The sequence below is a fragment of the Streptomyces sp. NPDC107471 genome (genome assembly GCF_055582845.1).
In genome coordinates, this window is the sequence record NZ_JBVJPC010000008.1 from 194,020 (window position 1) to 219,083 (window position 25,064).

At 72.5% G+C, this 25,064-nt stretch carries 24 protein-coding genes and 1 pseudogene; 17 read left to right on the forward strand and 8 right to left on the reverse strand.

Annotated elements, in window-relative coordinates:
• The first annotated feature begins 106 nt into the window (after nt 1-106).
• The 3 genes from ACZ66S_RS26675 to ACZ66S_RS26685 all read left to right on the forward strand — a co-directional run bounded on the left by ACZ66S_RS26675 (nt 107) and on the right by ACZ66S_RS26685 (nt 3,362).
• A complete protein-coding gene (locus ACZ66S_RS26675) occupies nt 107-862 on the forward strand; it encodes a dienelactone hydrolase family protein (RefSeq protein WP_469904052.1) in 756 nt (251 codons plus the stop codon).
• 130 nt (nt 863-992) lie between these two features.
• Complete coding sequence (locus ACZ66S_RS26680) at nt 993-2,393, forward strand: DEAD/DEAH box helicase (protein ID WP_469904053.1); 1,401 nt, start codon at nt 993-995, stop codon at nt 2,391-2,393.
• A gap of 153 nt (nt 2,394-2,546) precedes the next feature.
• Complete coding sequence (locus ACZ66S_RS26685) at nt 2,547-3,362, forward strand: SAM-dependent methyltransferase (protein WP_469904054.1); 816 nt, start codon at nt 2,547-2,549, stop codon at nt 3,360-3,362.
• A gap of 122 nt (nt 3,363-3,484) precedes the next feature.
• Here the strand turns inward: ACZ66S_RS26685 and ACZ66S_RS26690 are convergent, their stop codons facing one another.
• Complete coding sequence (locus ACZ66S_RS26690) at nt 3,485-4,348, reverse strand: helix-turn-helix transcriptional regulator (RefSeq protein ID WP_469904055.1); 864 nt, start codon at nt 4,346-4,348, stop codon at nt 3,485-3,487.
• Between the two features lie 143 nt (nt 4,349-4,491).
• Here ACZ66S_RS26690 and ACZ66S_RS26695 point away from each other — a divergent pair, with 143 nt between their 5' ends.
• The 6 genes and pseudogenes from ACZ66S_RS26695 to ACZ66S_RS26720 all read left to right on the forward strand — a co-directional run bounded on the left by ACZ66S_RS26695 (nt 4,492) and on the right by ACZ66S_RS26720 (nt 10,205).
• Nucleotides 4,492-4,707: a 4-oxalocrotonate tautomerase family protein gene (locus ACZ66S_RS26695; protein WP_469904056.1), complete on the forward strand. Its 216-nt coding sequence runs from the start codon at nt 4,492-4,494 to the stop codon at nt 4,705-4,707.
• 81 nt (nt 4,708-4,788) lie between these two features.
• Nucleotides 4,789-5,472 (forward strand): annotated as a pseudogene (locus tag ACZ66S_RS26700) (2-phosphosulfolactate phosphatase); the annotation flags it as partial.
• A gap of 76 nt (nt 5,473-5,548) precedes the next feature.
• A complete protein-coding gene (locus tag ACZ66S_RS26705) occupies nt 5,549-6,319 on the forward strand; it encodes an alpha/beta fold hydrolase (protein ID WP_469904057.1) in 771 nt (256 codons plus the stop codon).
• 257 nt (nt 6,320-6,576) lie between these two features.
• Entirely contained in the window at nt 6,577-7,473 is an 897-nt protein-coding gene (locus ACZ66S_RS26710; protein WP_469904058.1) for an MHYT domain-containing protein, read from the forward strand.
• A 104-nt stretch (nt 7,474-7,577) separates the two neighbouring features.
• The gene (locus ACZ66S_RS26715) at nt 7,578-9,122 is read left to right on the forward strand and encodes a metallophosphoesterase family protein (RefSeq protein ID WP_469904059.1); all 1,545 of its coding nucleotides are present in this window, start codon (nt 7,578-7,580) and stop codon (nt 9,120-9,122) included.
• 54 nt (nt 9,123-9,176) lie between these two features.
• Nucleotides 9,177-10,205, forward strand: coding sequence for an LLM class flavin-dependent oxidoreductase (locus tag ACZ66S_RS26720; protein ID WP_469904060.1), 1,029 nt, complete (start codon nt 9,177-9,179; stop codon nt 10,203-10,205).
• A 116-nt stretch (nt 10,206-10,321) separates the two neighbouring features.
• Here ACZ66S_RS26720 and ACZ66S_RS26725 read toward each other — a convergent pair whose 3' ends face one another.
• On the reverse strand, nt 10,322-11,287 hold the full coding sequence (locus ACZ66S_RS26725) for a TauD/TfdA dioxygenase family protein (protein WP_469904061.1): 966 nt from the start codon (nt 11,285-11,287) through the stop codon (nt 10,322-10,324).
• 77 nt (nt 11,288-11,364) lie between these two features.
• Here ACZ66S_RS26725 and ACZ66S_RS26730 point away from each other — a divergent pair, with 77 nt between their 5' ends.
• Nucleotides 11,365-11,991 carry a hypothetical protein gene (locus ACZ66S_RS26730; RefSeq protein WP_469904062.1) on the forward strand — a complete coding sequence of 209 codons (627 nt, stop codon included), beginning with the start codon at nt 11,365-11,367 and terminating at the stop codon, nt 11,989-11,991.
• Here ACZ66S_RS26730 and ACZ66S_RS26735 read toward each other — a convergent pair.
• Complete coding sequence (locus ACZ66S_RS26735) at nt 11,981-13,519, reverse strand: glycoside hydrolase family 32 protein (RefSeq protein ID WP_469904063.1); 1,539 nt, start codon at nt 13,517-13,519, stop codon at nt 11,981-11,983. The genes ACZ66S_RS26730 and ACZ66S_RS26735 overlap by 11 nt on opposite strands.
• 164 nt (nt 13,520-13,683) lie before the next feature.
• On the opposite strand from ACZ66S_RS26735, the gene ACZ66S_RS26740 reads away from it, so the two are divergent.
• Genes ACZ66S_RS26740 through ACZ66S_RS26755 form a run of 4 tightly spaced genes read left to right on the forward strand, consistent with a single transcriptional unit; the run spans nt 13,684 to nt 18,314 of the window.
• Nucleotides 13,684-15,093 (forward strand): extracellular solute-binding protein, encoded by a 1,410-nt coding sequence (locus ACZ66S_RS26740; protein WP_469904064.1) that lies wholly within the window; start codon nt 13,684-13,686, stop codon nt 15,091-15,093.
• Entirely contained in the window at nt 15,090-16,046 is a 957-nt protein-coding gene (locus tag ACZ66S_RS26745; RefSeq protein ID WP_469904065.1) for a carbohydrate ABC transporter permease, read from the forward strand. The genes ACZ66S_RS26740 and ACZ66S_RS26745 overlap by 4 nt, the downstream gene beginning before the upstream one ends.
• Nucleotides 16,047-16,101: 55 nt before the next feature.
• The gene (locus ACZ66S_RS26750; protein ID WP_469904334.1) at nt 16,102-16,935 is read left to right on the forward strand and encodes a carbohydrate ABC transporter permease; all 834 of its coding nucleotides are present in this window, start codon (nt 16,102-16,104) and stop codon (nt 16,933-16,935) included.
• Nucleotides 16,932-18,314, forward strand: a complete 1,383-nt coding sequence (locus ACZ66S_RS26755; RefSeq protein ID WP_469904066.1) for a glycoside hydrolase family 32 protein — start codon at nt 16,932-16,934, stop codon at nt 18,312-18,314. Before ACZ66S_RS26750 ends, ACZ66S_RS26755 begins: the two co-directional genes overlap by 4 nt.
• A gap of 124 nt (nt 18,315-18,438) precedes the next feature.
• Here the strand turns inward: ACZ66S_RS26755 and ACZ66S_RS26760 are convergent, their stop codons facing one another.
• Nucleotides 18,439-18,582 (reverse strand): hypothetical protein, encoded by a 144-nt coding sequence (locus ACZ66S_RS26760; protein WP_469904067.1) that lies wholly within the window; start codon nt 18,580-18,582, stop codon nt 18,439-18,441.
• Between the two features lie 19 nt (nt 18,583-18,601).
• Nucleotides 18,602-19,666 carry a LacI family DNA-binding transcriptional regulator gene (locus ACZ66S_RS26765; protein WP_469904068.1) on the reverse strand — a complete coding sequence of 355 codons (1,065 nt, stop codon included), beginning with the start codon at nt 19,664-19,666 and terminating at the stop codon, nt 18,602-18,604.
• 95 nt (nt 19,667-19,761) lie between these two features.
• On the opposite strand from ACZ66S_RS26765, the gene ACZ66S_RS26770 reads away from it, so the two are divergent.
• The 3 genes from ACZ66S_RS26770 to ACZ66S_RS26780 all read left to right on the forward strand — a co-directional run bounded on the left by ACZ66S_RS26770 (nt 19,762) and on the right by ACZ66S_RS26780 (nt 21,782).
• The gene (locus ACZ66S_RS26770; RefSeq protein WP_469904069.1) at nt 19,762-20,592 is read left to right on the forward strand and encodes an aldo/keto reductase; all 831 of its coding nucleotides are present in this window, start codon (nt 19,762-19,764) and stop codon (nt 20,590-20,592) included.
• Between the two features lie 41 nt (nt 20,593-20,633).
• Nucleotides 20,634-21,215, forward strand: a complete 582-nt coding sequence (locus ACZ66S_RS26775; RefSeq protein WP_469904070.1) for a DNA polymerase ligase N-terminal domain-containing protein — start codon at nt 20,634-20,636, stop codon at nt 21,213-21,215.
• 132 nt (nt 21,216-21,347) lie between these two features.
• Entirely contained in the window at nt 21,348-21,782 is a 435-nt protein-coding gene (locus ACZ66S_RS26780; protein WP_469904071.1) for a cupin domain-containing protein, read from the forward strand.
• Between the two features lie 9 nt (nt 21,783-21,791).
• Here ACZ66S_RS26780 and ACZ66S_RS26785 read toward each other — a convergent pair whose 3' ends face one another.
• The 3 genes from ACZ66S_RS26785 to ACZ66S_RS26795 form a co-directional block, all read right to left on the reverse strand.
• A complete protein-coding gene (locus tag ACZ66S_RS26785; RefSeq protein ID WP_469904072.1) occupies nt 21,792-24,140 on the reverse strand; it encodes a SpoIIE family protein phosphatase in 2,349 nt (782 codons plus the stop codon).
• A gap of 64 nt (nt 24,141-24,204) precedes the next feature.
• A complete protein-coding gene (locus ACZ66S_RS26790) occupies nt 24,205-24,672 on the reverse strand; it encodes a peroxiredoxin (RefSeq protein ID WP_469904073.1) in 468 nt (155 codons plus the stop codon).
• Nucleotides 24,669-25,049, reverse strand: coding sequence for a DoxX family protein (locus tag ACZ66S_RS26795; protein WP_469904074.1), 381 nt, complete (start codon nt 25,047-25,049; stop codon nt 24,669-24,671). Before ACZ66S_RS26795 ends, ACZ66S_RS26790 begins: the two co-directional genes overlap by 4 nt.
• Nucleotides 25,050-25,064: the final 15 nt, after the last annotated feature.

Sequence of the window (25,064 nt, forward strand, 5' to 3'; positions counted from 1 at the left end):
GGGCCGCGGCGGCCAACTGGATGGTGCATGCAACCATATGCCCCGGCCCGGTCCCGCCGGGCCGGCGACTAGCTCGCCGTCGCACGCGCAGAGAGGCACTCCCCCCATGACGTCCGTACAGGGAACCGCCGTCGACATCCCCACCGAGGACGGTGTCGCCGACGCCTATCTCGCCCACCCGGGCGACGGTGTGCCCCGGCCTGCCGTCCTGGTCTTCCAGGACGCCTTCGGGCTGCGGCCCCACCTCAGGTCGATGGCCGACCGGCTCGCCGGGGCCGGCTACACGGTTCTCGTACCCAACGTCTTCTACCGGCACGGACGCGCGCCGGTCGTCGAGCTGCCCGAGTTCATCGACCCCGACGCCCGGCCGGAGATCTTCGACGCGGTGACCCCGCTCGTGCGGTCGCTGACGCCGGAGCTCGCGATGCGGGACGCCGGGGCGTATCTGCGCTGGCTGGCCGACCGCCCCGAGGCGGCCGACGGCCCGGTCGCCCTCACCGGCTACTGCATGGGCGCACGGCTGTCGCTGCTGACCGCCGGCACCTATCCGGACCGGGTGGCCGCGGCGGCAGGTTTCCACGGCGGACGCATGGCGACCGACGCTCCGGACAGCCCGCACCTGGTTGCCGGGAACATCACCGCCGAGCTGTACTTCGGTCACGCCGACGACGACCCGTCGCTGCCCCCGGAGCAGATCGAGCGTCTCTCCGCCGTGCTCACCGAGGCCGGGGTCCGCCACCGCAGCGAGGTCTACGACGGCGCCCCGCACGGGTACACCCAGGCCGACACCGCCTCGTACCACCCGGAGGCCGACGAGCGGCACTGGGCGGCACTGCTCGACCTGCTCAAGCGCACGTTCTAGGCGGGGTCTCGGCTCCGGGCATGCCGTGACACCCAGGCCCTCCATCACTTTGTGTTACCGTCTAACCTTTGCGCGCTCATGACTTCCTGCCGGGCCTTCCTCGGTACGTCCCTCTGCGGAAGGCCCTTTCATGAACCACCCCGACCGCCCCGACCGCCAGACCCAGCCCGACCAGCGCGGCCCGGTGTCCCCCGTCGCCTCCTTCGCCGATCTGGCGCTCCCGGCCGACGTGCTGCGCACCCTCACCGAGCACGGCGTGCACGAGCCCTTCCCTATCCAGGCGGCCACGCTGCCCGACGCCCTCGCGGGACGCGACGTCCTGGGGCGCGGACGCACCGGATCGGGCAAGACGCTCGCGTTCGGGCTCCCGCTGCTGGTCCGCACGGCCGGGCGGCGCGCGGAGGCGAAGCAGCCCCTCGCACTCGTCCTGGTGCCCACCCGGGAGCTGGCCCAGCAGGTCACCGAGGCGCTGACGCCGTACGCCGAGGCGCTGCGGCTGCGGATGGCCGCGGTCGTCGGCGGGATGTCGATCGGCCGGCAGATCGCCGCACTGCGGGAGGGCGCCGAGGTCGTCGTCGCCACTCCCGGCCGGCTGCACGACCTCGTCGAGCGCAAGGCGTGCCGCCTGGGCCGGGTGCGGATCACCGTCCTCGACGAGGCCGACCAGATGTGCGACATGGGCTTCCTGCCGCAGGTCACACAGGTGCTCGGCCAGGTGGCGCCCGACGGGCAGCGGATGCTGTTCTCGGCCACCCTGGACCGCGATGTCGACCACCTGGTCAGCAGCTACCTCAACGACCCGGTCGTCCACTCGGTGGACCCGTCCGCGGGTGCCGTCACGACGATGGACCACCACGTCCTGGTCGTCCACGGCCCCGACCGGTACGCCGTCACCACGGAGATCGCCGCCCGGGACGGCCGTGTGCTGCTGTTCCTGGACACCAAGCACGGTGTCGACCAGCTCACCCGGCATCTGCGCGCCAGCGGGGTGCACGCGGCGGCCCTGCACAGCGGCAAGTCCCAGCCGCAGCGCAGCCGCACCCTCGCCCAGTTCAAGGACGGGCAGGTCACCGTCCTGGTCGCCACCAACGTCGCGGCCCGCGGCCTGCACGTCGACGACCTGGATCTCGTGGTCAACGTGGATCCGCCCGCCGACGCCAAGGACTATCTGCACCGCGCCGGCCGCACCGCACGGGCGGGAGAGTCCGGAAAGGTCGTCACCCTGGTGCTGTCGGGCCAGCGCCGGGAGACGAGCCTGCTGATGGCCGAGGCCGGCATCGAGCCGACGGTCACCAAGGTGCGCTCGGGCGAGGCGGCGCTGAGCCGGATCACCGGGGCCAGGACTCCGTCCGGCACCCCGCTCGACGGCGGGCCCGCCGCGTCCACGGCCAAGAACACCAACGTTCCGTTCCGCGGGCTGGGCACCAGCAAGGACAGCTCCCGCGGCGCCGGCGGCAAGTCCCGCAAGGCCGGTGAGGCCCGCAAGCTCGCCGAGGCGCGCCGGGCGGCCCAGGTGCGACGCGGCGGCTGAGCACCGCTGCCCGGTGCGTCGCCGGAACACGTCAGGTCGCCCCGGGGCTCCGTCCCCGGGCCCCGTCCCCGAACCCGCAAGCGGACAGCGGGCGTTGGGGCATAGGTTGGGGCGTGCCCGATCGACGCCTCGGCCGAAGGACGGACCCGCCTCATGACCGACCCGGTGACGACGCCCGAACCAGCGGAACGTCCGGAGATCGACACGTCGGTGCCGCGCTCCGCGCGCATCTGGAACTACTGGCTCGGCGGCAGCGACAACCACCCCGTCGACCAGGCGGCCGGCGACGCCTACACCGCCGTCTTCCCCGGCATCGTCACGATCGCCCGCGGCAGCCGCGCCTTCCTGCGCCGCACGATCACCTACCTGGTCTCCGAGGCGGGCATCCGGCAGTTCCTCGACGTCGGCACCGGCCTTCCGACCGCGCAGAACACCCACGAGGTCGCGCAACAGCTCGCTCCTGACGCCCGGATCGTCCACGTCGACAACGACCCGATGGTCCTGGCCCACGCCCGCGCCCTGCTCACCTCCACCCGCGAGGGCGCCACCGCCTACCTCGACGCGGACGCGACGGACCCGGACCGGATTCTCGCGGGAGCTGCCCGAACCCTCGACTTCGGCCGGCCGGTCGCGCTCATCCTGAGCAACCTCCTCGGACACATCGCCGACCACGAGCAGGCCCGCTCGATCGTCACCCGCCTGATGGGCGCCCTGCCGTCGGGCAGCCACCTCTGCGTCAACGACGGCTCGCTCGGCGTCGACCCGGCCTTCGAACAGGCCCAGGAGCACTACAACAACAGCGGCGCCGTCCCGTACGTCCTGCGCACCGTCGACGAGATCACCCGCTTCTTCGACGGCCTGGAACTCGTCGCACCCGGCGTCGTACCGGTCACGCGGTGGCGTCCGGACCCCGGTTCTCCCGCTCCGGAGGTCGTCGCCGAGCACGGCGGGCTGGCCAGGAAGCCGTAACGGCGAGTCACGGTTCCCCGGTCCGTACGTGACGAAGACGGTCCGGCGGCTCGAAGGAGGCGGCCGGCGGCTCGAAGGAGGGGCCGGTGACCGTTCCCGAGGTCGCGCGTGCCCCGAGCCGGCTACCGCAGCGTGTTCTCGTCCTCCGCGGACATGTCCTGGGTGCCGATCACTGAGAGCAGTTCCAGGCGGTCGGCGGCCTCGGTGCCGGGCGGGGCGCTGAACCAGAGCAGGCGCTGGCGTCCGTCCTCGCTGAACACGGTGTGGCAGTCGACGGCGACGACACCCAGCGTCGGGTGGGCGATCCGCTTGTGGTCGACGCGCCGCAGGGCCACGTCGTGGATGTCCCACAGGGCGCTGAACTCCTCGCTGCGCCGCCGCAGGTCGGCCACCATCCCGGTGACCTCGGTGCCCCGGCCGCGCCGGGCGGCGACGGCCCGCAGGTCGGCGACGAAGGCCCTGGAGTGCTGGGGGTGGTCCTCGGCGGGATAGACGGCACGGGAGTCGGGGTCGGTGAACCACCGGTGGACGAAGCTCCCGGCCGTGCCGCGGCGGGCGGGGGCGCGGCCGATCAGCGCGGCGGCCAGTTCGTTCTGGACGAGCGTCTCGTGCAGGTCGGTGATGATCTGCGCGGGTGTCGTGGCGAGCCGGTCCAGCAGGCCGAGCAGAGCGGGCTGGGCGTGGGCGTTCGAGCCCCGGGCCACGGTGGGGACGGGCCGGTCGGCGAGGTGGAACAGGTGGTCGCGCTCGTCGCCGCCGAGGCGCAGCGCCCGGGCGAGCGCGGCCAGCACCTGCGCGGAGGGCTGTACGTCACCGCCGCGTTCGAGTTCGGTGTAGTAGTCCGCCGACAGGCCGGCCAGTTGCGCGACCTCCTCGCGCCGCAGGCCCGGGACCCGGCGCCGCGGCCCGGTGGGCAGGCCCACGTCGGCGGGCCGTACGCGGTCGCGCCGGGACCTCAGGAACGCGGCGAGCTCGGCAAGGTTCATCCCGCCATCATCACGCCGCACGCGGTGGCGGAGCCAGGGGATGCCGACCCCAGGGTGCGCGCAGCCCTGGCTGTGCCCGCCGCGCCGGACGACCGTGGTGTGCGTACACCGTTGGCCCACCCCACAGACGGAGCAGCACTGTCATGCCGTTCGCGAACTTCAAGGTCCCTGCCGGCAGCCTCACCGAGGAGCAGAAGCAGCAGATCGTCACCCGCACCACCGAGCTCTACGTGGACATCTACGGGGAACGTGCCCGCGCCGCCACCCTCGTCCTCGTCGAGGAGGTCACCGACGGCGGGTGGGGCATCGGCGGCCACGTACTGACACTTGCCGAACTCAGCCGGGCCGAGGGCAGTTGACCGCTCGCCCTTGAGGAACGCACCGGCCGCCGGTGCCCGAATCCGCTCCCGTCAGCGGCTGAGCTGCGGCATCATGGGCCGATGCGTGCCCATTTCCTCGGGATCCCGGAGCTGACGGGGACTCCCGCCGTCGCCGTGGTCATCGATGTCCTCCGTGCGTTCACGGTGGCCGCCGAAGCCTTCGCCGGTGGCGCGGAGAAGATCGTGCTGGCCTCCTCGGAGAGCGAGGCCCTGGAGCTGAAGGCCCGGCATCCGGGCTGGCTGGCCCTCAAGGACGGGGCGCCCGCACCCGGGTTCGACGCGTTCAACTCCCCTGCCCTGCTAGCGGATCACGACCTTGATGGCCGCACGATCGTGCAGAAGACGACCTCGGGCACGGTGGGCGCCCTGGCGGTGGCCGACGCCGGGCTGCTGCTGTGCGCGAGTTTCGTCGTGGCCGGCGCCACCGTGCGGCTGCTGCGTGACCGCGGCGCGCGGGAGGTGACGTTCGTGGTCACCGGCGAGGAGGGGCGGGCCGAGGAGGACCGCGCGTGCGCCGAGTACCTGGCGCGGCGCGTCGAGTCCGCCGAGGTGGACGCGGAACCCTATCTCCGTCGCGCGCGGGACTCCCGCTGGGCGGCCTCCCTGGAGCGGGGCGCGCGGGAGGGGCTGCCGGGGATCCATCCGGACGACGTCCGCCTCTGCCTGGAGGCCGACCGGTTTCCGTTCGCCATGGCGGCGGCCCGCGAGGACGCCCTGATGGTGCTGCGGCCGGTACCCGCCCCACCTGGGCGACACCGCACCGATGACTTCCGCGGCCGTGCCCGGTCTTCCACACATACGACGCCGCAGAACGGATGTGATGACCGTGCCGAACAGTTCCGCCTATGCCGAGGTCAACGGCCTGAAGATGTACTACGAGACCCACGGCGCCGCCCCCGAGGGGAGCCGCCCGCTGGTTCTCCTGCACGGCGGTGCCCTCACCGTCGACCTGACCTTCTCCGCCGTCCTGCCCTCGCTGGCCGTCGACCGGCGGATCGTGGCCCCGGAGCTGCAGGGACACGGCCGTACCGCCGACACCGACCGTGCGATGACGGTGCCGGATCTGGCCTCGGACGTGGTGGCGCTGCTCGACGAACTCGGCATCCGGCAGGCCGACTTCCTCGGGTTCAGCCTCGGTGGCCTGACCGCGCTGGAGATCGCGGTACGGCATCCGGAGCGCGTCGGACGGCTCGCGCTCGCCGCCACCATGTACACCCAGGACGGGGTCCACGACGACGTCCGCGTCCCGGACTACAGCTCGCCCCGGCTGCCCGGCCAGGACGACTTCCAGCAGATGGCGGACGCCTACGCGGCCGTCGCGCCCCGCCCCGAGCACTTCCAGGACTTCCTCGCCAAGGTCTCGGCGGCCGCCCACGCCCCGCTGCCCTGGTCCGCCGACGACCTGCGCGGACTGCGGGCGCCCACCCTGCTGCTCCTCGGCGACAGCGACTTCGTACGGGTGGAGCACGCGGCCGAGATGCAACAGCTCATCCCCGACGCCCGGTTGGCCGTCCTCCCGGCCACCACGCACATGGCCCTCATGCGGCGCACCTCCCTGCTGCTGCCGCTGCTGGGCGAGTTCTTCACGTGAGGCGCGCGCGGCGGCAGCGCACCGCCATCCCTCGTCGAACGGCATCACCTGTGCCGCCGCAATGCTGAAAAATGCTCAACTCTCGCAGACGCGGGCGGTTCTGGAACCCGGATGGCCGAAACTCGCCGCCACGTGACTAAAGTTCAACACGGCCCCGCCGGAGTCCCCTGCTTACTTGCGGTAAGGCCTTGCTTTACCGGATCGCCAGCCGTAACCCTTCCTCCACAACCAGCCATGACTCTGCGGGGAGTTGGCTTATGGAAGGTACGGTCGACGGGTTCCGCTACGGCGCGGTGACCCCGGTCGCCGCCTATCTCATGGCGTGCCTGGGAGGGGCCCTGGGGCTGCGCTGCATCGTGCGCACCCTGCTCAGCACCCAGTCGTGGAAGGCCGGCTGGCTCGCGCTCGGCGCCGCCTCGATCGGCTGCGGCATCTGGACCATGCACTTCATCGCCATGATGGGCTTCCAGGTCGTGGAGACCCGGGTCCGCTACGACGCCGGGCTCACGATCCTCAGTCTCGCCGTGGCCGTCGTCGTCGTGGGCGTCGGAGTCCTCATCGTCGGCTACCGCGGGGCCAGCACCCCCACCCTGGCCTTCGCGGGCGTGATCACCGGGCTCGGCGTGGCGGCCATGCACTACCTCGGCATGGCGGCGCTGCACCTCAACGGGACGATCCGGTACGACGCCGCCGTCGTCACGCTCTCCGTGGTCATCGCGGTCGTCGCCGCGACCGCTGCCCTGTGGGCGGCCGTGACGATCCGGGGTTTCCTCACGAGCCTCGGCGCCAGCCTGATCATGGGCATCGCCGTGACGGGGATGCACTACACGGGCATGTCGGCGGTCAGCGTCCATGTGCACGGCAGGACCGGCGGCTCGTGGGCGGGCGACTCGCCCACCTCGCTGCTGCTGCCCATGCTCGTGGGACCGGCGATCTTCCTGCTGCTGGCCGGGGTGGTGGTCATGTTCGACCCCCTCCTGGTGCTCGGCGAGGGCGACTGGAACCGCTCGTCCGCGTCGGCCACGCGCACCGGGGCGTCCTCCGGCGCCCTCCTCGACGACCGCGAGGACGGGAAGGACCAGGAGGCCCGGGTGATCCACGCCCGTGCCCCGCAGGATCCGCGATGGGCCGCACCGCACGGCAGGCCCAGGTGAGCTCCGCCCCGGGGTGTCCCCGGACCCGGTGATGTCCGGTCGAGGGAACAGCCACCGGGCACTCCCCTTCCCGGCCTGTCCTAGATCGTTGTTACGGTGCACCGGTGTCTGACTCCTCTCGCGATACCGCCGAAGGCGCCGGCTGGGGCTCCGCCCAACTCGGCGAGTACACGCGGCTGATGCCGCCCAAAGTCCAGAAGATCTCCTGGCTGAACCCGAAAACCCTGTGGGCGGCCCGCAACGGCGTGGTCGCCTCCTGGTTCGGGGACCCCACCGGACGCACCCGAAGCCGCTGGGTGGCACAGCGCGCGGCGGCCGGCGCGCCCGCCGACAAGGTGATCCGGCGCACGGACCCGGACCGGTTCTCGTTCATGGTCATCGGCGACACCGGCGAGGGCGACGACCCTCAGTACGCCGTCGTACCAGGGTTTCTGAGGATCAGTCAGGACACCCGGTTCGCGGTCGTCGCGAGTGACGTGATCTACCCGGTGGGCAGCGCGGACGACTACGGCACGAAGTTCTTCCGGCCGTACCAGGACTATCCGGCGCCGATCTACGCGATACCCGGGAACCACGACTGGTACGAGGACCTCGGTGCTTTCATGCGCGTCTTCTGCGACGACGCCCCGCCCCTGGCCCCCGAGCCCGCGCCCCGCCCCCTGACCCGCGCCTGGCTGCGCTCCCTGCTGTGGCACCGGCCGCGCGCGAACGACGGCCAACTCCTCGACGAGGCGCGCCGGTTGCGTGCGGCCCCGTCCCAACAGGCCGTCCAGCCCGGCCCGTACTGGGCGGTCGACGCCGGCCCGGTGCGGATCATCGGGATAGACACCGGACTGCTCGGAACCCTCGACGCCGACCAGGGCGCCTGGCTGCGCGAGGTCTCCCGGGGCCCGCGTCCGAAGATCCTCATCACCGGTTCGCCGCTGTACGTGGACGGCGAGCACCACCCGTGCGCCATCGAGGGCGGCGGCACGGTCGACGACATCGTGCGCGACGCGGAGCACCACTACGTCGCGGCGATAGGCGGCGACATCCACAACTACCAGCGCTATCCGGTCGGCGTGGACGGCCGCACCATCCAGTACGTCGTCTCGGGCGGCGGCGGCGCCTTCATGCACGCCACGCACACCATCCCGCACGTCTCCGTCGCGAACGTCACCGAGAAGGACTTCCGCTGCTATCCGCTGCGCGGCGACTCCCTGGCCTTCTACAGCAGGCTCTACGGCCGGCGGCTGCGCCTGCGCCGCTTCTTCACCCTCACCGAGGCCGAGGCCACCGCGGTGATCGCCCAGCGGCTCGGCATCCCGCCCACCCGTCTCCCGGGCGAGCCGGCCCGCGTCACCCTGCGCACCCGCCTGGTGGCGAGCCTCCTCGGGGCGGGTGGCCGACCGGACCGCACCTCACGGTTCCGGCTGCCGGTGCGCAAGATCTACACGCAGTTGTTCTCACCCGGTTCGGCGACGTACAGCCCGCCCTTCTTCAAGTGCTTCCTGCGGCTGGACGTCACCCCGGAGGAGCTTCGCCTGCGCTGCTTCGCGGCCACCGGCAACCTCGCCCAGGAGATCGACCCGCCGGTCGAGGACGAGGTGACCATCCCGCTGGCCCGCCCGCGGCCCACGGCAACCGACGAACGGGAACATCACGCGTGACGGCCGGGTTGGCACCGGCGTAGTACTTGATACGTCAAACGTCCGGAGGAGCCCGTGCCGTCGACCCCCCGCCCCCTGCGCCGACTGGGGTTCCTGACCATCGGCCTGTTCGACGAGACGGATCCCCGGCGCGGGCACGAGTCCACGCTGGAGATCATCGAGCTGGGCGAACGCCTCGGCTTCGACAGCGCGTGGCTGCGCCACCGGCACCTCCAGTACGGCATCTCCTCCCCCGTCGCCGTCATGGCGGCCGCCTCGCAGCGCACCCACCGCATCGAGCTGGGCACGGCGGTGATCCCGCTCGGCTGGGAGAACCCCCTGCGGCTGGCGGAGGACCTGGCGACCGTGGACATCCTGTCCGGGGGCCGGGTCAACCCCGGTGTGAGCGTGGGCCCGCCGATGCACTTCGACGACGTCAAGGGGGCGCTGTACCCGGACACGGCCGACGTCGAGGACTTCTCCTACGAGCGGGCGCGGCGGTTCCTCGACCTCGTGCGCGGCGCACCGGCCGGCGACTTCAGCGGGGTGCGGGGCTTCGAGGTGTTCTCGGACCGGGTCCAGCCGCACTCCCCCGGCCTCGGCCGGCGTCTCTGGTACGGCGGCGGCAGTCTGAGCTCGGCGCGCTGGGCCGGGGAGCACGGCATGAACTTCCTGACCAGCAGCGTCGTCAAGGCGGAGGCTCCCGAGGGGCCGTACGACTTCGCGGAGATCCAGTTGTCGCACATCCGCGCCTTCCGCGCCGCGCATCCGGACGGGGAGGCGGCCCGGGTGTCCCAGGGCCTCGTCGTGATCCCCACCGACTCGGCGTCGGCCGAGCAGCGGGCGCGGTACGAGGAGTACGCGGCCGAGCGCACCCCTCGTACCGCCGCACCGCAGGGCCCGGCACGGCTGATGTTCGCGCCGGACATCGTCGGCACGTCGGAGCAGATCGCCGAACGCCTGCACGCGCACGCCGGGTTCCGCGAGGTGGACGAGGTGGCGTTCGCGCTGCCCTTCACCTTCGCGCACGAGGACTACGTGCAGATCCTCACCGACATGGCCACCAGGCTGGGCCCGGCACTGGGGTGGACACCGGGCGCGTAGGCACGACGGCAAGCCGCCTCGGGCCGCGGCGCACCCGCACCCGCACCCGCACCCGCACCCGCACCCGCACCCGAGCGAACCGTGTCACCGACCCCCCGGCGGCCCGCCCGACCCCCTCACCACCGCCCCGCCTCGCTCCCCGTGATCGCCTCCGACGGCTTGCCGTCCACGCCCACCGGCACGTCACCCGCGAGCATCACCCGGTGCATGGTGCGGGGAAAGTCGAGGTGGGCGTTGTCGCCGGGGGCCAGGTGGATGGTGGCGCGGTTGTCCCAGAAGGCGACGCTGCCCGGCTCCCAGCGGAAGCGGACCGTGTACTCGGGGCGGACCGCCTGTTCGAGGAGCATGTCGAGGATCGCCCGGCTCTCGGCGCGGGAGAGGTCGGCGAGCTGCTCGACGTAGTAGCCGTTGACGTAGAGGATCCGCTCCCCCGTCTCGGGATGGACCCGTACGAGCGGGTGCAGGGTGGCGACCTGGTGGTCCAGCAGGTGCCGGACGTAGGCGTCGTCGCCCGGGCGGGGCTGGTAGCCGACGCCGAGCCGGTGCTCCGCACGCAGTCCGTCGACGAACTCCCGTACCGGGCCGGAGAGTCCGGCGTAGGCGGCGGCGAGGTTGGACCACTGTGTGTCGCCGCCGTACGGCGGTACCGTCTCGGCGCGCAGGATCGTCGCCGCGGGCGGGTCGATCCGCGCCCCGTGGTCGCAGTGCCAGCCGCGCAGCAGGGTGTGCCGTCGCCGCCGCAGCCACTCCTCGTGCTCCATCCCGAACTTGCCGCCCAGCTCCAGCCGGTCGGCGGTCGTCTCGACCTCCGGGAAGTCCGCGGGCGAGGCGCTGCCGCGCTTGCGCGGCACGACGGGCTCGCCGAACCTGCGGGCGAAGGCCACGTGCCCGGCGTGATCGAGCTGCTGTCCCCGGAAGAAGACCACCTTCCACCGCAGCACCGCGGCCCGGATCGCGGCGACCACCGTGTCGTCCAGGTCGTCCGAGAGGTCGACCCCCGTGATCTCGGCGCCGATGTGCCCGGCCACCGGGTTCACCTCGATGCCCGCGTCCCGCTCCGCCGTGCCCTTGTCCGTCGTCATGCGTGCTCCGTTGATCGCCGGCATTCGTCCGAGGTCCGTGCCCCGCGGGGCACGTCACCCATGGTTGACTGCCCAGCGTGGACACGCACGCAACTCCCCAGGAGCCCGGTGCCTTCCTGCGGCGGCTGCCGACGGGCGAGCGGCTGCTCCTGCCCGCCGACTCGGTGACCGCCTGGGACACCTTCCCCTTCGAGGGGGACCTCCGGGTCAAGCGGCTGCGGCCGCCCGTCCTGCCCGAGCCGGACCGGGCCGGCGAGGGCGGCCCCGCGGAGTGCCGCACCTGTAGGAAACCGGTGACGCAGGCCCTGTGGGCCGACGACCACTGGCGGCTCGACGAGGTCGGCACCGAGTCCCGGCTCCCGGCGGTCGTGATGCTGCAACCGCGCGGCCACCACGACCTGTCCGACCTCCCGGCCGACAGGGCGGCCGAGCTCGGCCCCCTCCTCCAGCGGGCGGAGCGGGCGGTCCTGGCCCTGGACGGCGTGGCCCGCGTCCACGTCAACCGCTGGGGCGACGGCGCCGCCCACCTGCACTTCTGGCTCCTCGCCCGGCCCGCGGGGCTGGTGCAGCTCCGCGGTTCCTTCCTCCCGGTGTGGGAGGAACTCCTGCCGCCCGTCCCCGAGGAGGAGCGCCGCGAGGCCCATCGGCGGATCGCCGCCGCCCTGGCCGCGGACGGCGGCACCGCCCACGCCCTCACACGCTGAACTCCCGTATCACCACGTCCTCGAAGAGCGCGGTGCCGTCGATCGAGAAGAGGGCGACCCCGGTGTCGATCAGGTACGGGAAAACCTCCGAGGAGTGCGTGCAGCGGCCGTCGTCGACGAACATCTCGACCGACGTGCGGTCCACGAGGATCCGCAGTCTCACCCGGTCCCCCGCGAGGGGGCTGTGGCTCTCCTGCCACCGGCCCGTCGCGTCCGGGTTGACGGTGCCCCGCCGGTTCAGGAACGCGTAGTCGTCGTAGACCCCGGCGTCGACGTGCCGGCCTCCGTCCGGGGAGCGGCGCACCTGCACGCCCGCGCCCCGGACTCGGCTCCGGTCGACGGTGCAGGTCAGCTCGTAGGCGAGGCCCCGGTAGTCGAGGACGCGGGTCCCGGTGACCTCCAGGTCGCCGAGGTCCACGGTGCGGGAGACGTGGTCGTGCAGCGCGGCCACGGGCTGCGAGGCCAGGTAGTACGTCCCGGCGGTGTCCCGCTTGAGGGTGACCTCGCGCACGATCGAGTCGGTGCCGTTGAAGCCGTCGCAGTCGGTCGTCGATGTGATGCCGGCGTAGTCCCAGTTGTTGAGCCAGCCGATCGCGTACCGGGTCCGCTCGTCGAGCGTGCCGTGCGGGTCCCGCTTTTCGAAGGTGACGGCTCCGTACCAGTCCCAGCCGTGGTCGAGCCACTGCGGGTCGGCGGCGTCGGCCGTGAAGGACGTGCCGTCGAAGGAGCCCGTCCAGTAGGCGTAGGTGTTCGGCAGTCCCGCCCCCTTGCCGTTCGCGCTGACGCCCAGCACCCACTTCACGGTGCCGTCCGAGGCCGTCAGCCGGAACAGGTCGGGGCACTCCAGCACCCCGATGCCGTCCTTGACGAAGCCGCTCACGTACGTCCAGGACCTGAGGTCGGCCGAGTGGTAGAAGCCCACCTTGGTGTTCTCGGCCAGGGCCATCACCCACCGGCCGCGCTCCTCGTCGCGGATCACCTTGGGGTCCCGGAAGTCGCGCACCCCCGGGTTCGGCAGCACGGGGGCGGTGCCGTGGGGGGTGAACGTGCGGCCGCCGTCGGTGGACCAGTACAGGTACTGCGCCTGGTCCGCGTCCCCGTCGTGCGGTGACATGGTGGCGAGCACGACGACCGCACCGGCTCCGAAGCCCGCGGTGTTCTCCGTGTCGACCACCGCGGACCCCGACCAGACGTCCCCGTTCACCGTCGTGTCCTTCGGTACGGCCACGCCCCGGTCCGTGAAGGAGACCAGGTCGGTGCTGGTGGCGAGGCGCCAGGCGGTGCCCACGACGCCGGTCGTCCAGTCGGCGTTGTAGAGGTAGTAGTAGTGGTACTCCCCGTCGATCCACACCGGCCGCTGCGGGTCGTTCTTCCACTGGTCGGGGACCGTGAAGTGGTACTCGGCCCGGTAACTCGCGCACGCGGCGGCCGGCTTGGGCTTCGCCGCGGCCGGCCCCGCGGGCAGTACCGCGGCCGCGGCCCCCACGGCCGATCCCGTCATCAGCGCTCTCCTGGAGATCCCGCTCATCACACGCACCTCGTCCCTCTCGTCGGAAACGGCGGCTCACGGGATCAGGACTCTGGGACCTAACTCGTTAAAGGTCAAGTGTTCACGGGCCTTGACAGGTCCGTGGCGCACTTCCCATCATCTGGGGCGTCAGACGTTGGCTAACACGAGTTAGGCCCAGTTGGATGACCGACTCGCATCTCACCCGTCGCACCCTGTTGCGGTACGGCGCCTACGGCGCGGGCGCCGCCGCCCTCGCCGGCACCGCCGCGAGCTGGGACCGGCTCACCGGAGCCGACATCCCCGGCCGCGACGACGGCTCCCTCGTCGTCGCCACCCTCGGCCCCGCCTACGGCCCCGAGGCGATCCGGACCCTCACCGAGGGCTTCAGGAAGGTCCACCCCGACATCAAGCTGCGGATCAACGCGGTGCAGGCCACGGACTGGTCGGACTTCTTCGCGAAGATCCTCACCCAGATCGCGGCGGGCACCGCCCCCGACCTCGTCTACGTCGCCACCGAGGGCGTCCAGCTCTTCGCGCAGCGCCTCGGTGTCGCCCTCGACAAGTGGGTCAGGCGGGACGCGGCCGAACTGCGTGAATACTTCGCCGACGTCCACCCCTCGCTGGTGGAGTCGATGATGTACGAGGGCAGCCTCTACCAGTTGCCGGTCGAGTTCAACGCGGCCGACATGTACCTCAACAGCCAGGTGCTGAAGCGGGCGGGCGCGGGTTTCCCGGCGGCCGACTGGACCCGCGACGACTTCACGCAGCTCCTGCGGGACATGAAGAAGTCCAGCGGCTCGCAGTTCACGCCGTACTTCTGGACCAATCGCCTGTGGGGCGGGGTCGTCCCGTGGCTCTTCGCCAACGGGACCAACCTGCTCGCCGAGTCCAAGGCACCGGGCGGCGCGTGGCTGTGGGACGGCTTCTACCCCGCGGCCGAGCGCCGGGGCCGCGGGGGCGGCTTCCGGTGGACCACCCCGCAGGCCACGGACGCGCGCGTCGAGGAGTCGTACGACTATCTCGCCTCCCTGATCCAGGAAAACCTGTGCACCCGCCCCGAGGGCGGCAACGGCCAGAACCTCATCGGGGTGTTCTCCACCGGCCGGGTCGGCGTCACCCCCGCGGGCGGCTTCTGGGCGGGCGGTCTGCACCTCGCCGGGATGGAGCCCGGCAGCTTCGACGTGCAGTACTTCCCCCGCCGGCGCACCCAGCGCATGCAGTTCGGGGCCGCCGGCTACGCGCTCCTGCGCACGTCGAAGAAGCAGGACGAGGCGTGGGAGTTCATCAAGTTCGCCGCCCGCAGGGACACCCTGATGCGGCTGTTCGAGACCAACCAGACGACCCCGGCCCGCCGTTCCATGCTGACCGCGGACCGCTACAAGGAGACCGGCCCGAAGCACTGGCAGGTCTTCTACGACACCCTCGACAAGTTCCCCGACACCGGGCCGATCCCCGCGCCGCCGCAGGTCGCCGAGGTCGAGCAGGTGCTGCTCAAGCACACCGGGACCGCCCTGGCCTCACGGCGTTCGGTGGGCCCCGCGCTGCGCCGGATGCAGAGCGACCTGGAGAAGGCCATGGAGCGTGACGTATGACGAACACCCAGATCCCCGCGGTACGGCCGCCCCGCCCCGCGGCCGCGCCCGCCGCCGGCACCGCGCGGCCCCCGGCCCGTGACCGGGGCACCCGGCTGCTCGCCACCCTGTTCCTGGCGCCCACCGTCGTCGGCATCGTGATCTTCACGGTGGTGCCGATCGTCGGCTCGGTCGTCCTGAGCCTCTTCCACTGGAACGTGATCGACTCCCCGAGCTGGGCCGGGGCCGCCAACTACCGTGAGGTCTTCACCGATTCGACCGTCCTGGTCTCCTTCCGCAACACGCTCGTCTTCATGGTGCTCGCGGTGGCGCTCCAGCTCCTGATCGCCCTCGTCCTGGCGCTCGCGGTGAACGGACGCATGCCGTTCTGGCTGCGCTCGGTGTTCCGGTCGGCGTTCTTCTTCCCGCTGGTGCTGTCGGCGGCGTCGATCTCGGTGGTGATGAAGTACCTGTTCAACCAGGACTTCGGGGTCGTGAACTGGGTCCTCGGGCAGGTCGGCATCGCTCCGGTGCCGTGGCTGACGTCGGAGAACTCGGCGATGGCGGCGGTCATCCTGGTCTACGTCTGGCAGCAGTTCGGCTTCTCGTTCCTGCTGTTCGTGGGCGGGCTCAACAACATCCCCAAGGAGATCCACGAGGCGGCCTCCCTGGACGGGGCGACCGGGCTGCGCAAGCACCTGCACGTGACGCTGCCGCTGCTGTCGCCGACCCTGCTGGTGGCGACCGTGGTCGGGGTCATCAACGCGCTCCAGGTCTTCGAGCAGCCGTACGTCCTGACCGACGGCGGACCCGGCGACTCCACCCGCACCGTCGTGATGGTCATCTACGAGTCGGCGTTCGAGCAGCTCCGCTTCGGCGAGGCGTCGGCGGTGGGCGTGCTGCTGTTCGTGCTGATCATGGCGGTCACCGCCCTCCAGTTCCGGCTCAGCCGGCGTTTCGTCCACTACCAGTGAGCCGGTGAGTCCCTTGAGCCAAGCGACCCTGAAGACCAGTCCCGGGCCCCTGTCCATGAGCCGTGCGCGGTACTCGCTCGCCCCCTGGGCGCGCATCGCCGCCCTCGCGGCCTGCGCCCTGCTCACCCTCGGCCCGGTCATCTGGACGGTCTCCACGTCCCTGCGCACCCCGGCCGAGTCCTTCGACCTGCCCCCGAGGATCATCCCGACGCACCCGACGGTCGAGTCGTACCGCGGGGTCTTCGACCAGATCGACGTGTGGCTCCTCGCGCTCAACTCCACGCTGGTGACCGCGCTGATCGCGGTCGGCCAGATGATCACCGCGGGGCTCGCCGGGTACGCCTTCGCGCGTCTCGACTTCCGTTTCAAGAAGCCGCTGTTCGGACTGGTCCTGGCGACCATGATGGTCCCCCTGCAGGTCACGATCGTGCCGGTGTTCCTCGTGCTCAAGTCGATGCACCTGACCGACACCCTGCTCGGCCTGATCGTCCCCGCGTTCCCGACCGCGTTCGGCACCTTCCTCATGCGCCAGTACTTCCTGGGCATGCCGAAGGACCTGGGCGAGGCGGCGATGCTGGACGGCGCGGGGCCCTGGCGGACCTTCCGGTCCGTGTACGCGCCGCTGGCCACGCCCGGGCTCGCGATCGTGGGCGTCCTCGCCTTCAACTACCACTGGAACGAGTTCTTCCGGCCACTGATCCTGGAGACCTCCGGCCAGAACTACACGCTGCCGCTGGGGCTGGTCTCGCTCCAGGGCAACCTCGGCACCGGCTCCATCTCGGTGGTCCTCGCCGGTGTCGTGCTCTCCATGATCCCCGCCGTCGCCGTGTTCCTCGTCGGCCAGCGCCCTCTCCGCGAGGGCATCACCTCCGCAGGAGTCAACCGTTGAGCCCTGACACCGACGCCCCGCGCTTCCGGGTCCGTCCCCCCGCCAACTGGGCCAACGACCCGAACGGTCCCTTCCGTTGGCGCGGCCGCCACCACCTCTTCTACCAGCACAACCCGCAGGCCCCGGTGCACACGAACGTCCACTGGGGACACGCCTCCAGCGCCGACCTCGCCCACTGGGAGCACCATCCGGTCGCGCTCGCCCCGACGCCCGGCGGCCCGGACGAGGCGGGCTGCTGGTCGGGGTGCGTGGTGGACGACGACGGGGTGCCGACGGCCGTGTACACCGGCGTCGACCGCACCCACACGGGGCTGGGCTCGATCTGCCTCGCGGTGGCCCAGGACGACGAACTCGTGGCGTGGAAGCCCGTCCCGGTACCGGTGGTCACCGGACCGCCTGCGGACCTGGGCGTGACGATGTTCCGCGACCCGTTCGTCTTCCGCTGCGACGGACGGCGCTGGGCGCTGGTGGGCGCCGGGCACGCGGACGGCCTGCCGTCGGTGCTCGTGTACGACTGCGAGGACCTGCACGACTGGCGGTTCGCCGGGGTGCTGCTGGACGGCCGGGACCCGGTGACGGCCGAGGCCCTCGGCCCGGGGGCGACCGGCTGGGAGTGCCCGCAGTTGGCGCGCACGCCGGGGGGCGAGTGGGTGCTGGCGGTGGCCCTGTGGGACGGGGACCCGCTCGGGACGGCGTACGTCACGGGCCGTCTGACCCGGCACCCGGACGGCGGGCCGAGGTTCGTCGCCCGGCACGCCGGCCGACTCGACCTGGGACGTGACTTCTACGCGCCCTGCGTCCTCCAGGACACCGAGCGGGACCGGGCGCTGCTGTGGGGCTGGTCCTGGGAGGCACGTCCCCAGCAGGACGTGGACCGGGCGGGCTGGGCCGGGGTCCTCACCGCGCCCCGCGTGGTGGACGTGCACGCGGACGGCTCACTGCGGACGGCACCGGCGCCGGAGCTCGAACTGCTGCGCGCCACCGAGTCGTTGGGCCCGGGACCGCTGCCGGACGCGTACGACCTGACGGTGACCGCGCGCTCGTCCACCACGGTGGGTCTGCTGCGGGCGGCCTCGGGCGCCGAGCTCACGGTGCGGCTGGAGCCCGCGGCGGGCACCGTGACGCTGGACCGCTCGGAGTGGCCCCGGTCGAGGCCGGACGGCGCCGGTCCCCTGGTCGTGCGGCTCCCCGAGGGACCGCTGACCGTCCGGGTCCTCGTCGACGGCTCCCTGCTCGAACTCTTCGCCGGGGACCGGGCGATGGTCACCGAGCGGGTGTACCGGCGCCCCGGGGACACCGCCGAGCTGACGGTGTCGGGGGACGAGGCCGAGGTCGAGTGCCGTGCGCTCGTGACCGAACGGCGCTCGGATCGGTCGTGAGCGTGGTGCCACCCCGGACGCCCGCCAGGCGTCCGGGACCATGCGGGCGGGCGGGAACGCCGAAAGCCGCCCCCGCCGCGTCCACGCGACCATCGTCCCGGGCACGCGCGTCCCTCCCCGCCCCTCACACCGTCCGCGCCGGCCCCACCGAGCCGCGGGTGACCACCGGGCAGGCGATGCGCCGTACGGTGGCGGGCGGGGTCCGGCCGGTGCCGAGCACACCGAAAGCTGCCCCCGCCGCGTCCACGTGACCGCCCGCCCCGGGCACGCGCGTCCCTCCCCACCCCTCACACCGCCCGCGCCGCCCCCACCGAGCCGCGGGTGACCACCGTGCAGGCGATGCGCCGTACGGTGGCGGGCGGGGTCCGGCCGGTGCCGATGGCGTCGAGGAGGAGACGTGCCGCGGTCTCTCCCATCGCCCGGTGCGGCAGCGCGACGGTGGTCAGGGGCGGGGACAGGTGGGCGGCCATGTGCTCCTGGTCGTCGTAGCCCACCACCGACAGGTCGTCGGGCACCGTGATGCCGAGACGTGCCGCACAGTGCAGGGCGCCCGCCGCGACCCGGTCGTTGTAGCAGAAGATCCCCGTCGGGCGCTGCTCGGCGGGGACGCCGTCGAGCAGGCGGCTCGCGCCCTGGTAGCCGCTGGAGATCTCGCCGCCGGTGCGCACGACCCACTCCTTGGGCAGGGTGACGCCCTCCGCGCGCAGCGCGTCCCGGAAGCCGCGCAGGCGTTCCACGGAGGCGATGTCCTGCTGGCCCCCGACCAGCGCGATCCTGCGGTGCCCCTGGTCGAGGAGCAACCGGGCCGCCGTACGGCCGCCGGCCCGCTCGGCCGGGACGACGCACGGCAGGGAGTCGTCGTCGGGCAGGCAGTTGGCGAGCACCGAGTGGGTGCGGTGCAGGCCCTCGGGGACGCGGACCCGGCGCAGGGACATGGCCGCGTAGATGATGCCGTCCACCCGCCGGTCGAGGAGCTCGGCGACGGCCGCGTCCTCCTTGGCACGGTCCCCGCCGGAGTCGACGGTGAGGACGAGGTGGTCGCTGTCCCAGGCCGTCTCCATGGCGCCGCGCAGCAGCCGGCCGGCGAAGGGCGAGGAGGCGATCTCGTCGGTGACCAGTCCGATCACGGCCGTACGGCGACTGCGCAGGCCGCGGGCGACGGGGTCGGGGCGGTAGCCGAGCTCGGTGGCCGCCCGCCGGATGCGTTCCTGGGTGGCGGGCGAGAGGTTGCCCTCGGCGCGGCCGTTGAACACGAAGGACACGGCGGTGTGCGACACGCCGGCGAGCCGGGCGACGTCCCGTGACGTGGGACGCCCCTGCCCCGCCGGCCGCTTCTCCTCGGTGCCGTCCATGCCGTCCGCTGACCTCGTCCCCGCCCGTCCGGTTGATCATTGCTCACCCTATCCGTGAGGCTGGGGGGACGACACAGTCAAGGGAAGGTCCGGACGTGATCAGCATCCCGACGCACACGCTCAACGACGGCACGAAGATCCCCGCCCTCGGCCTGGGCACCTGGCCGATGGACGACGCCGAGGCGGAGCGGGCCGTCGCCGCCGCCCTGGAGAGCGGCTACCGGCTCGTCGACACCGCGACGAACTACCGCAACGAGACCGGCGTCGGCCGTGGTGTGGCCGCCGCGGGCGTCCCGCGCGAGGAGGTCCTCGTGACGACGAAGCTGCCCGGCCGGCACCACGGCTACGAGGAGACCCTGGCCTCTTTCGAGGAGTCCCGCGCCCGGCTCGGCCTGGAGTACGTGGACCTGTACCTGATCCACTGGCCGCTCCCCCGGGTCGACAAGTACGTCGACTCGTGGAAGGCCATGGTCAAACTCCGCGAGGACGGACTCGTACGGTCCATCGGGGTCTCCAACTTCACCCCCGCGCACATCGAGCGGCTGGAGAAGGAGACCGGGGTCCTGCCGTCCGTCAACCAGATCGAGCTGCACCCCTTGCTCCCGCAGGACGAGTTGCGTGCCTTCCACGCCGCCAAGGGTGTCGTCACCGAGAGCTGGAGCCCGCTGGGCCGCGGCTCGGACCTCCTCGACGACCCGGCCGTGGCGGCCGCCGCCGAGGCGCACGGTGTCACGCCCGGCCAGGTGATCCTGCGCTGGCACGTCCAGCTCGGCGCCCTGCCGATCCCGAAGTCCGGCGACCCCGAGCGGCAGCGCACGAACCTCGACGTGTTCGGCTTCGAGCTGAGCGAGGCCGAGGTGACGGCGATCGGCGACCGTGAGCACCGGCGCCTGGGCGGGGACCCGGAGGTGCACGAGGAGTTCTGAGCAGCGGGAGGGGTACCCGGGACCGCCGGAAGGAGCCGCAGGTGAGCGATCGACTGAGGGACTACCACGGCAAGCGGGACTTCGGGCGGACACGGGAACCGGAAGGGCGGCGGGCCCCCACGGGCGCCGCGCCCCGGTTCGTCGTGCAGATCCACGACGCGAGCACGATGCACTTCGACTTCCGGCTCCAGGTCGGCGACGTGCTGAAGTCCTGGTCGGTCCCCAAGGGCCCCTCCGGCCTCCCCGAGGACAAACGCCTCGCCGTGCCGACGGAGGACCATCCGCTGGAGTACGAGGACTTCGAGGGCGTGATCCCCGCGGGCGAGTACGGCGGCGGCACGGTGATCGTGTGGGACCGCGGCACCTACGAGCCCCTGAGCCATGACCGCAAGGGGCGTCCCGTCGACTTCGCGGAGTCGCTGGAGCGGGGGCACGCCACCTTCCGGCTCCACGGGACGAAGCTGCGCGGCGCGTATGCGCTCACCCGCTTCCGCGAGGACAACTGGCTGCTGGTGAAGACCGCCGAGGGACGGGCACGCGGCCACGGCTCACCGGATCCGCGCCGGGCACGCTCGGTGCGGACCGGCAGGACGCTGGCGCAGGTCGTCGCCGAGGAGTCCTGAACCGGAGGGCCGGAAGATCCGCCGAGTACCGCCCCGCCCGACCTCCTGGGCCTCTATGTTCACAGCGACGTACACCGCGACACGTCGACGCTCATGTCGGCGTCCACGCACACGAGCCAGGAGGCCCTCCGTATGCGCATCGCGCTCCGTACCGCCCTGTCCGGCGCGGTCGTCGCCGCCACCGTCCTCACCGGCGGCACCGCACAGGCGACCCCGCCCGGCCCCGGAGTGACCGGCACGCTGATCGCCCAGAGGACCGTGGGCGACACCGACTACGTCCTCAGGGAGATCACCGTCCCGCCGGGCCAGGCGACCGGCTGGCACTACCACGACGGCCCCGTCTACGGGTACGTCAAGCAGGGCACCCTGAGCCACTACCACTCCGACTGCGCCAGTGACGGCGTCTATCCGAAGGGCACCGTCGTGCGCGAGCCGGGCGGCCCGGGCGACGTCCACCTCGGCCGCAACGAGGGGGACGTCCCGCTGGTCCTTGAGGTGCTGTACGTCCTGCCGCACGGCTCGCCGTACTCGGAGGACGTGCCCAACCCCGGCTGTTCCTTGGAGTGAGCGCACTGCTCAGAACTCGGGCGGTTCCAGGGACTGTTCGGCCCAGATCGTCTTCCCGCCGCCGGTCTGCCTGCTCCCCCAGCGCTGGGTGAGCTGGGCGACCAGCAGCAGCCCGCGGCCGCCTTCGTCGAAAGCGTGGGCGCGCCGCAGGTGCGGGGAGGTGGAACTCCCGTCGGAGACCTCGCAGATGAGGGTGCGGTCCCGGATCAGCCGGAGCTGGATGGGCGGTTCGCCGTAGCGGATGGCGTTGGTGACCAGTTCGCTGACGACGAGTTCGGTGACGAAGGACGTCTCCTCCAGCCCCCAGGCGGCCAGTTGGTCGGTGGCGGCCTGCCGGGTCGCGGCCACGTGCGCGGGGTCGGGCTCGACGTCCCAGGTGGCAACCCGGTCCGCGCCCAGGGCCCGGGTCCGCGCGAGCAGCAGGGCCACGTCGTCGCCGGGTTCCTCGGGCAGTACGGCCTTCAGGACGCTGTCGCACAGGTCGTCGAGGGTGTCGGTCCTCGCGGTGAGCGCGCGGCACAGTTCCTCGGTGGCGTGGTCGATGTCGCGGTCCCGGTCCTCGACGAGACCGTCGGTGTAGAGCGCGACGACTGCCCCTTCGGGCAGCTCGATCTCCGTGGCCTCGAAGGGCAGTCCGCCGACACCGAGCGGGGGTCCCGCGCTCAGGGGCACGAGGCGCGTGCTGCCGTCGGGCAGGACGACGGCGGGCGGCGGATGGCCGGCGGCGGCCGTGGTGAGGCGGCGCGAGACGGGGTCGTAGACGGCGTAGAGGCAGGTGGCGCCCAGTTCGGCGACCTCGTCGTCGCGTTCGCCGGAGGCGAGGTGGGTGACCAGGTCGTCGAGGTGGGTGAGGAGTTCGTCGGGCGGCAGGTCGACGTCGGCGAGGGTGCGCACCGCTGTGCAGAGTCGGCCCATGGTCGCCGAGGACGGGATGCCGTGTCCGACGACGTCGCCGACGACGAGAGCGACGCGGCTGCCGGAGAGCGGGATGACGTCGAACCAGTCGCCGCCGATGCCGGCCAGCGAGCCGGACGGCAGATAGCGGTGGGCGACCTCGACCGCGGCCTGTCCGGGCAGGCCGCGCGGCAGGAGGCTGTTCTGCAGGGCCAGTGCGGTGGTGCGCTCGCGGGCGAAGCGGCGGGCGTTGTCGATGCAGACGGCGGCCCGGCTGGCGACCTCCTCGCCGAGGACGGCGTCGTCGTCGCCGAAGTCGTCGGGGTGGGTGATGCGTACGGCGACCGCGACGCCCAGGGTGGTGCCCCGGGCCTTGAGCGGCACGGCGAGCAGGGAGTGGGCGCCCTTGCGGTAGGAGCGGCCGGCGGGGGCGCGGGCGTTGCGTTCGGCGACCCAGCGCATGAAGTCGGGCTCGCCGGCCTGGCTGACGGCGGCCCGGCCCTCCCGCAGGGCCCGCGCGGGCGGTGAGGGGGCGGGGTAGACGTCTGTCTCGCCGAGACGGACGGCGGCCTCGGGGGTGCCATCGTGGGCGGAGCCGTGGGCGACGCGGCGCAGGGCCACGTCGCCCTCCAGGACGGTGGGCGGTTCGTCCGCGCCCAGGACCCATTCGAGGAGGTCGACGCTGGCGAAGTCGGCGTAGCGGGGCACGAGGAGTCCGACGAGTTCCTCGGCGGTGCGGACCACGTCGAGGGTGGTGCCGATGGTGGCCGCCGCCTCGTTGAGCAGGGCCAGTCGCTGCCGGGCCCAGTACTGGTCGCTGCTGTCGAAGGCGGCGAGGGCGACCGCGGTCGGCGCGGCGGAGCCGTCCTCGTGCAGCGGCCACATCTCGCAGGTCCAGGCGTGTTCGCGGTTGAGGGCGGGCGCGCCGGTGAAGCTCTCGTAGCGGGCGGGTCTGCCGGTCTCGGCGACCTGACGCAGGTTGGCGAGGAAGCCGCGGCTGTGCTCGGCGTCCTCGACGGTGTCCGAGAAGAAGCGGCCGACCAGGGCTTCCTCGGACACCCCCATGACCCGGCAGGCCACGTCGTTCAGGCGCAGGTAGTGCTGCCGGGTGTCGAAGACCGACATCGACATCGAGGCCTGCTGGAAGGCCTGCCCGGCCAGGGTCGACTCGGCGGAACCGGGGCGCCGACCGGTAATGACGTATCCGGTCGGCGTGCCGTCGGCGCCCAGGACGGGACAGGCGTCCAGGACGAGGGTGAGGAGGGAACCGTCGCGGTGCTGGACCACGACGGTCCCCTTCAGCGCCGCCACGGCCGGTCCCGGCGGGTCCTCGGCGAGCAGGTCCCGGGCGGCCCGCCCCACGGCCTCCTCGGCCGTGTGTCCCGTCAGCCGCCGGGCACCCTCGCTCCACCCCGTCACGACGCCCGCGGCATCGGTGACCGCCGTAGCGGAGACGTGCTCCATATTGTCCAGGATGGTCCCATTGTCAGACCGCATCAACCGAAACGGGGCAACCGTGCCCCGTCCGTCACGTGCGGTGGGCGCGCAGGGCCTCGAGGGCGCGGTCGGCGTGGGTGTTCATGCGCAGTTCGCTGCGGACGACCTCCAGCACCGTGCGGTCCTGGGCGATGACGAAGGTGACGCGCTTGGTGGGGGCCATCGAGAAGCCGCGCCTGACGCCGAACAGCTCGCGAATCGTCCCGTCGACGTCGGACAGCAGGGGCATGCCGAGGGTGTGGCGCCCGGCGAACTCCTGCTGGCGTTCGACGGTGTCCCCGCTGATGCCGACCGGCCGGGCGCCGACGGCGGCGAACTCCGCGGCCAGGTCGCGGAAGTGACAGGCCTCCGCGGTGCAGCCGGCGGTCAGGGCGGCGGGGTAGAAGAAGAGGACCACCGGGCCGTCGGCGAGCAGCTCGGACAGTTTCCGGCTGGTGCCGGTCTCGTCCGGGAGCTCGAAGTCCTCGACCCTGTCACCCGTCTCCAGTGACTTGCTCATGCCCGGCCCTCCCCGTTCCTGGCGATGCCGCGGGCCCACAGCACGAGCGGCACCTGCAGCGGCAGTCGTCCGAGGGCCGCCGCCTTCTGGGGTGCGGGGCGGTGACGCCAGTCGACGGCCATCTTGACGTTGGCGGGGAACACCCCGACGAAGAAGGCGGCGGCGGCGAGCGCGGCGGTCCGCCGGGTCTTCGGCACCGCCAGGCCGGCGGCGAGCGCGAGTTCGACGGCTCCGCTCGCGTAGGTCCAGGTCCGGGGGCTGCCGGGCAGTGCCTTCGGAATGGTCGCGTCGAACGAGCGCGGTGCGGCGAAGTGGGCGGCGCCCGCGGTGGCCAGCAGGCCGGCGAGCAGCAGGGGCGAGCGTGAAGACCGTGGCACGGTTCCTCCTTGGGG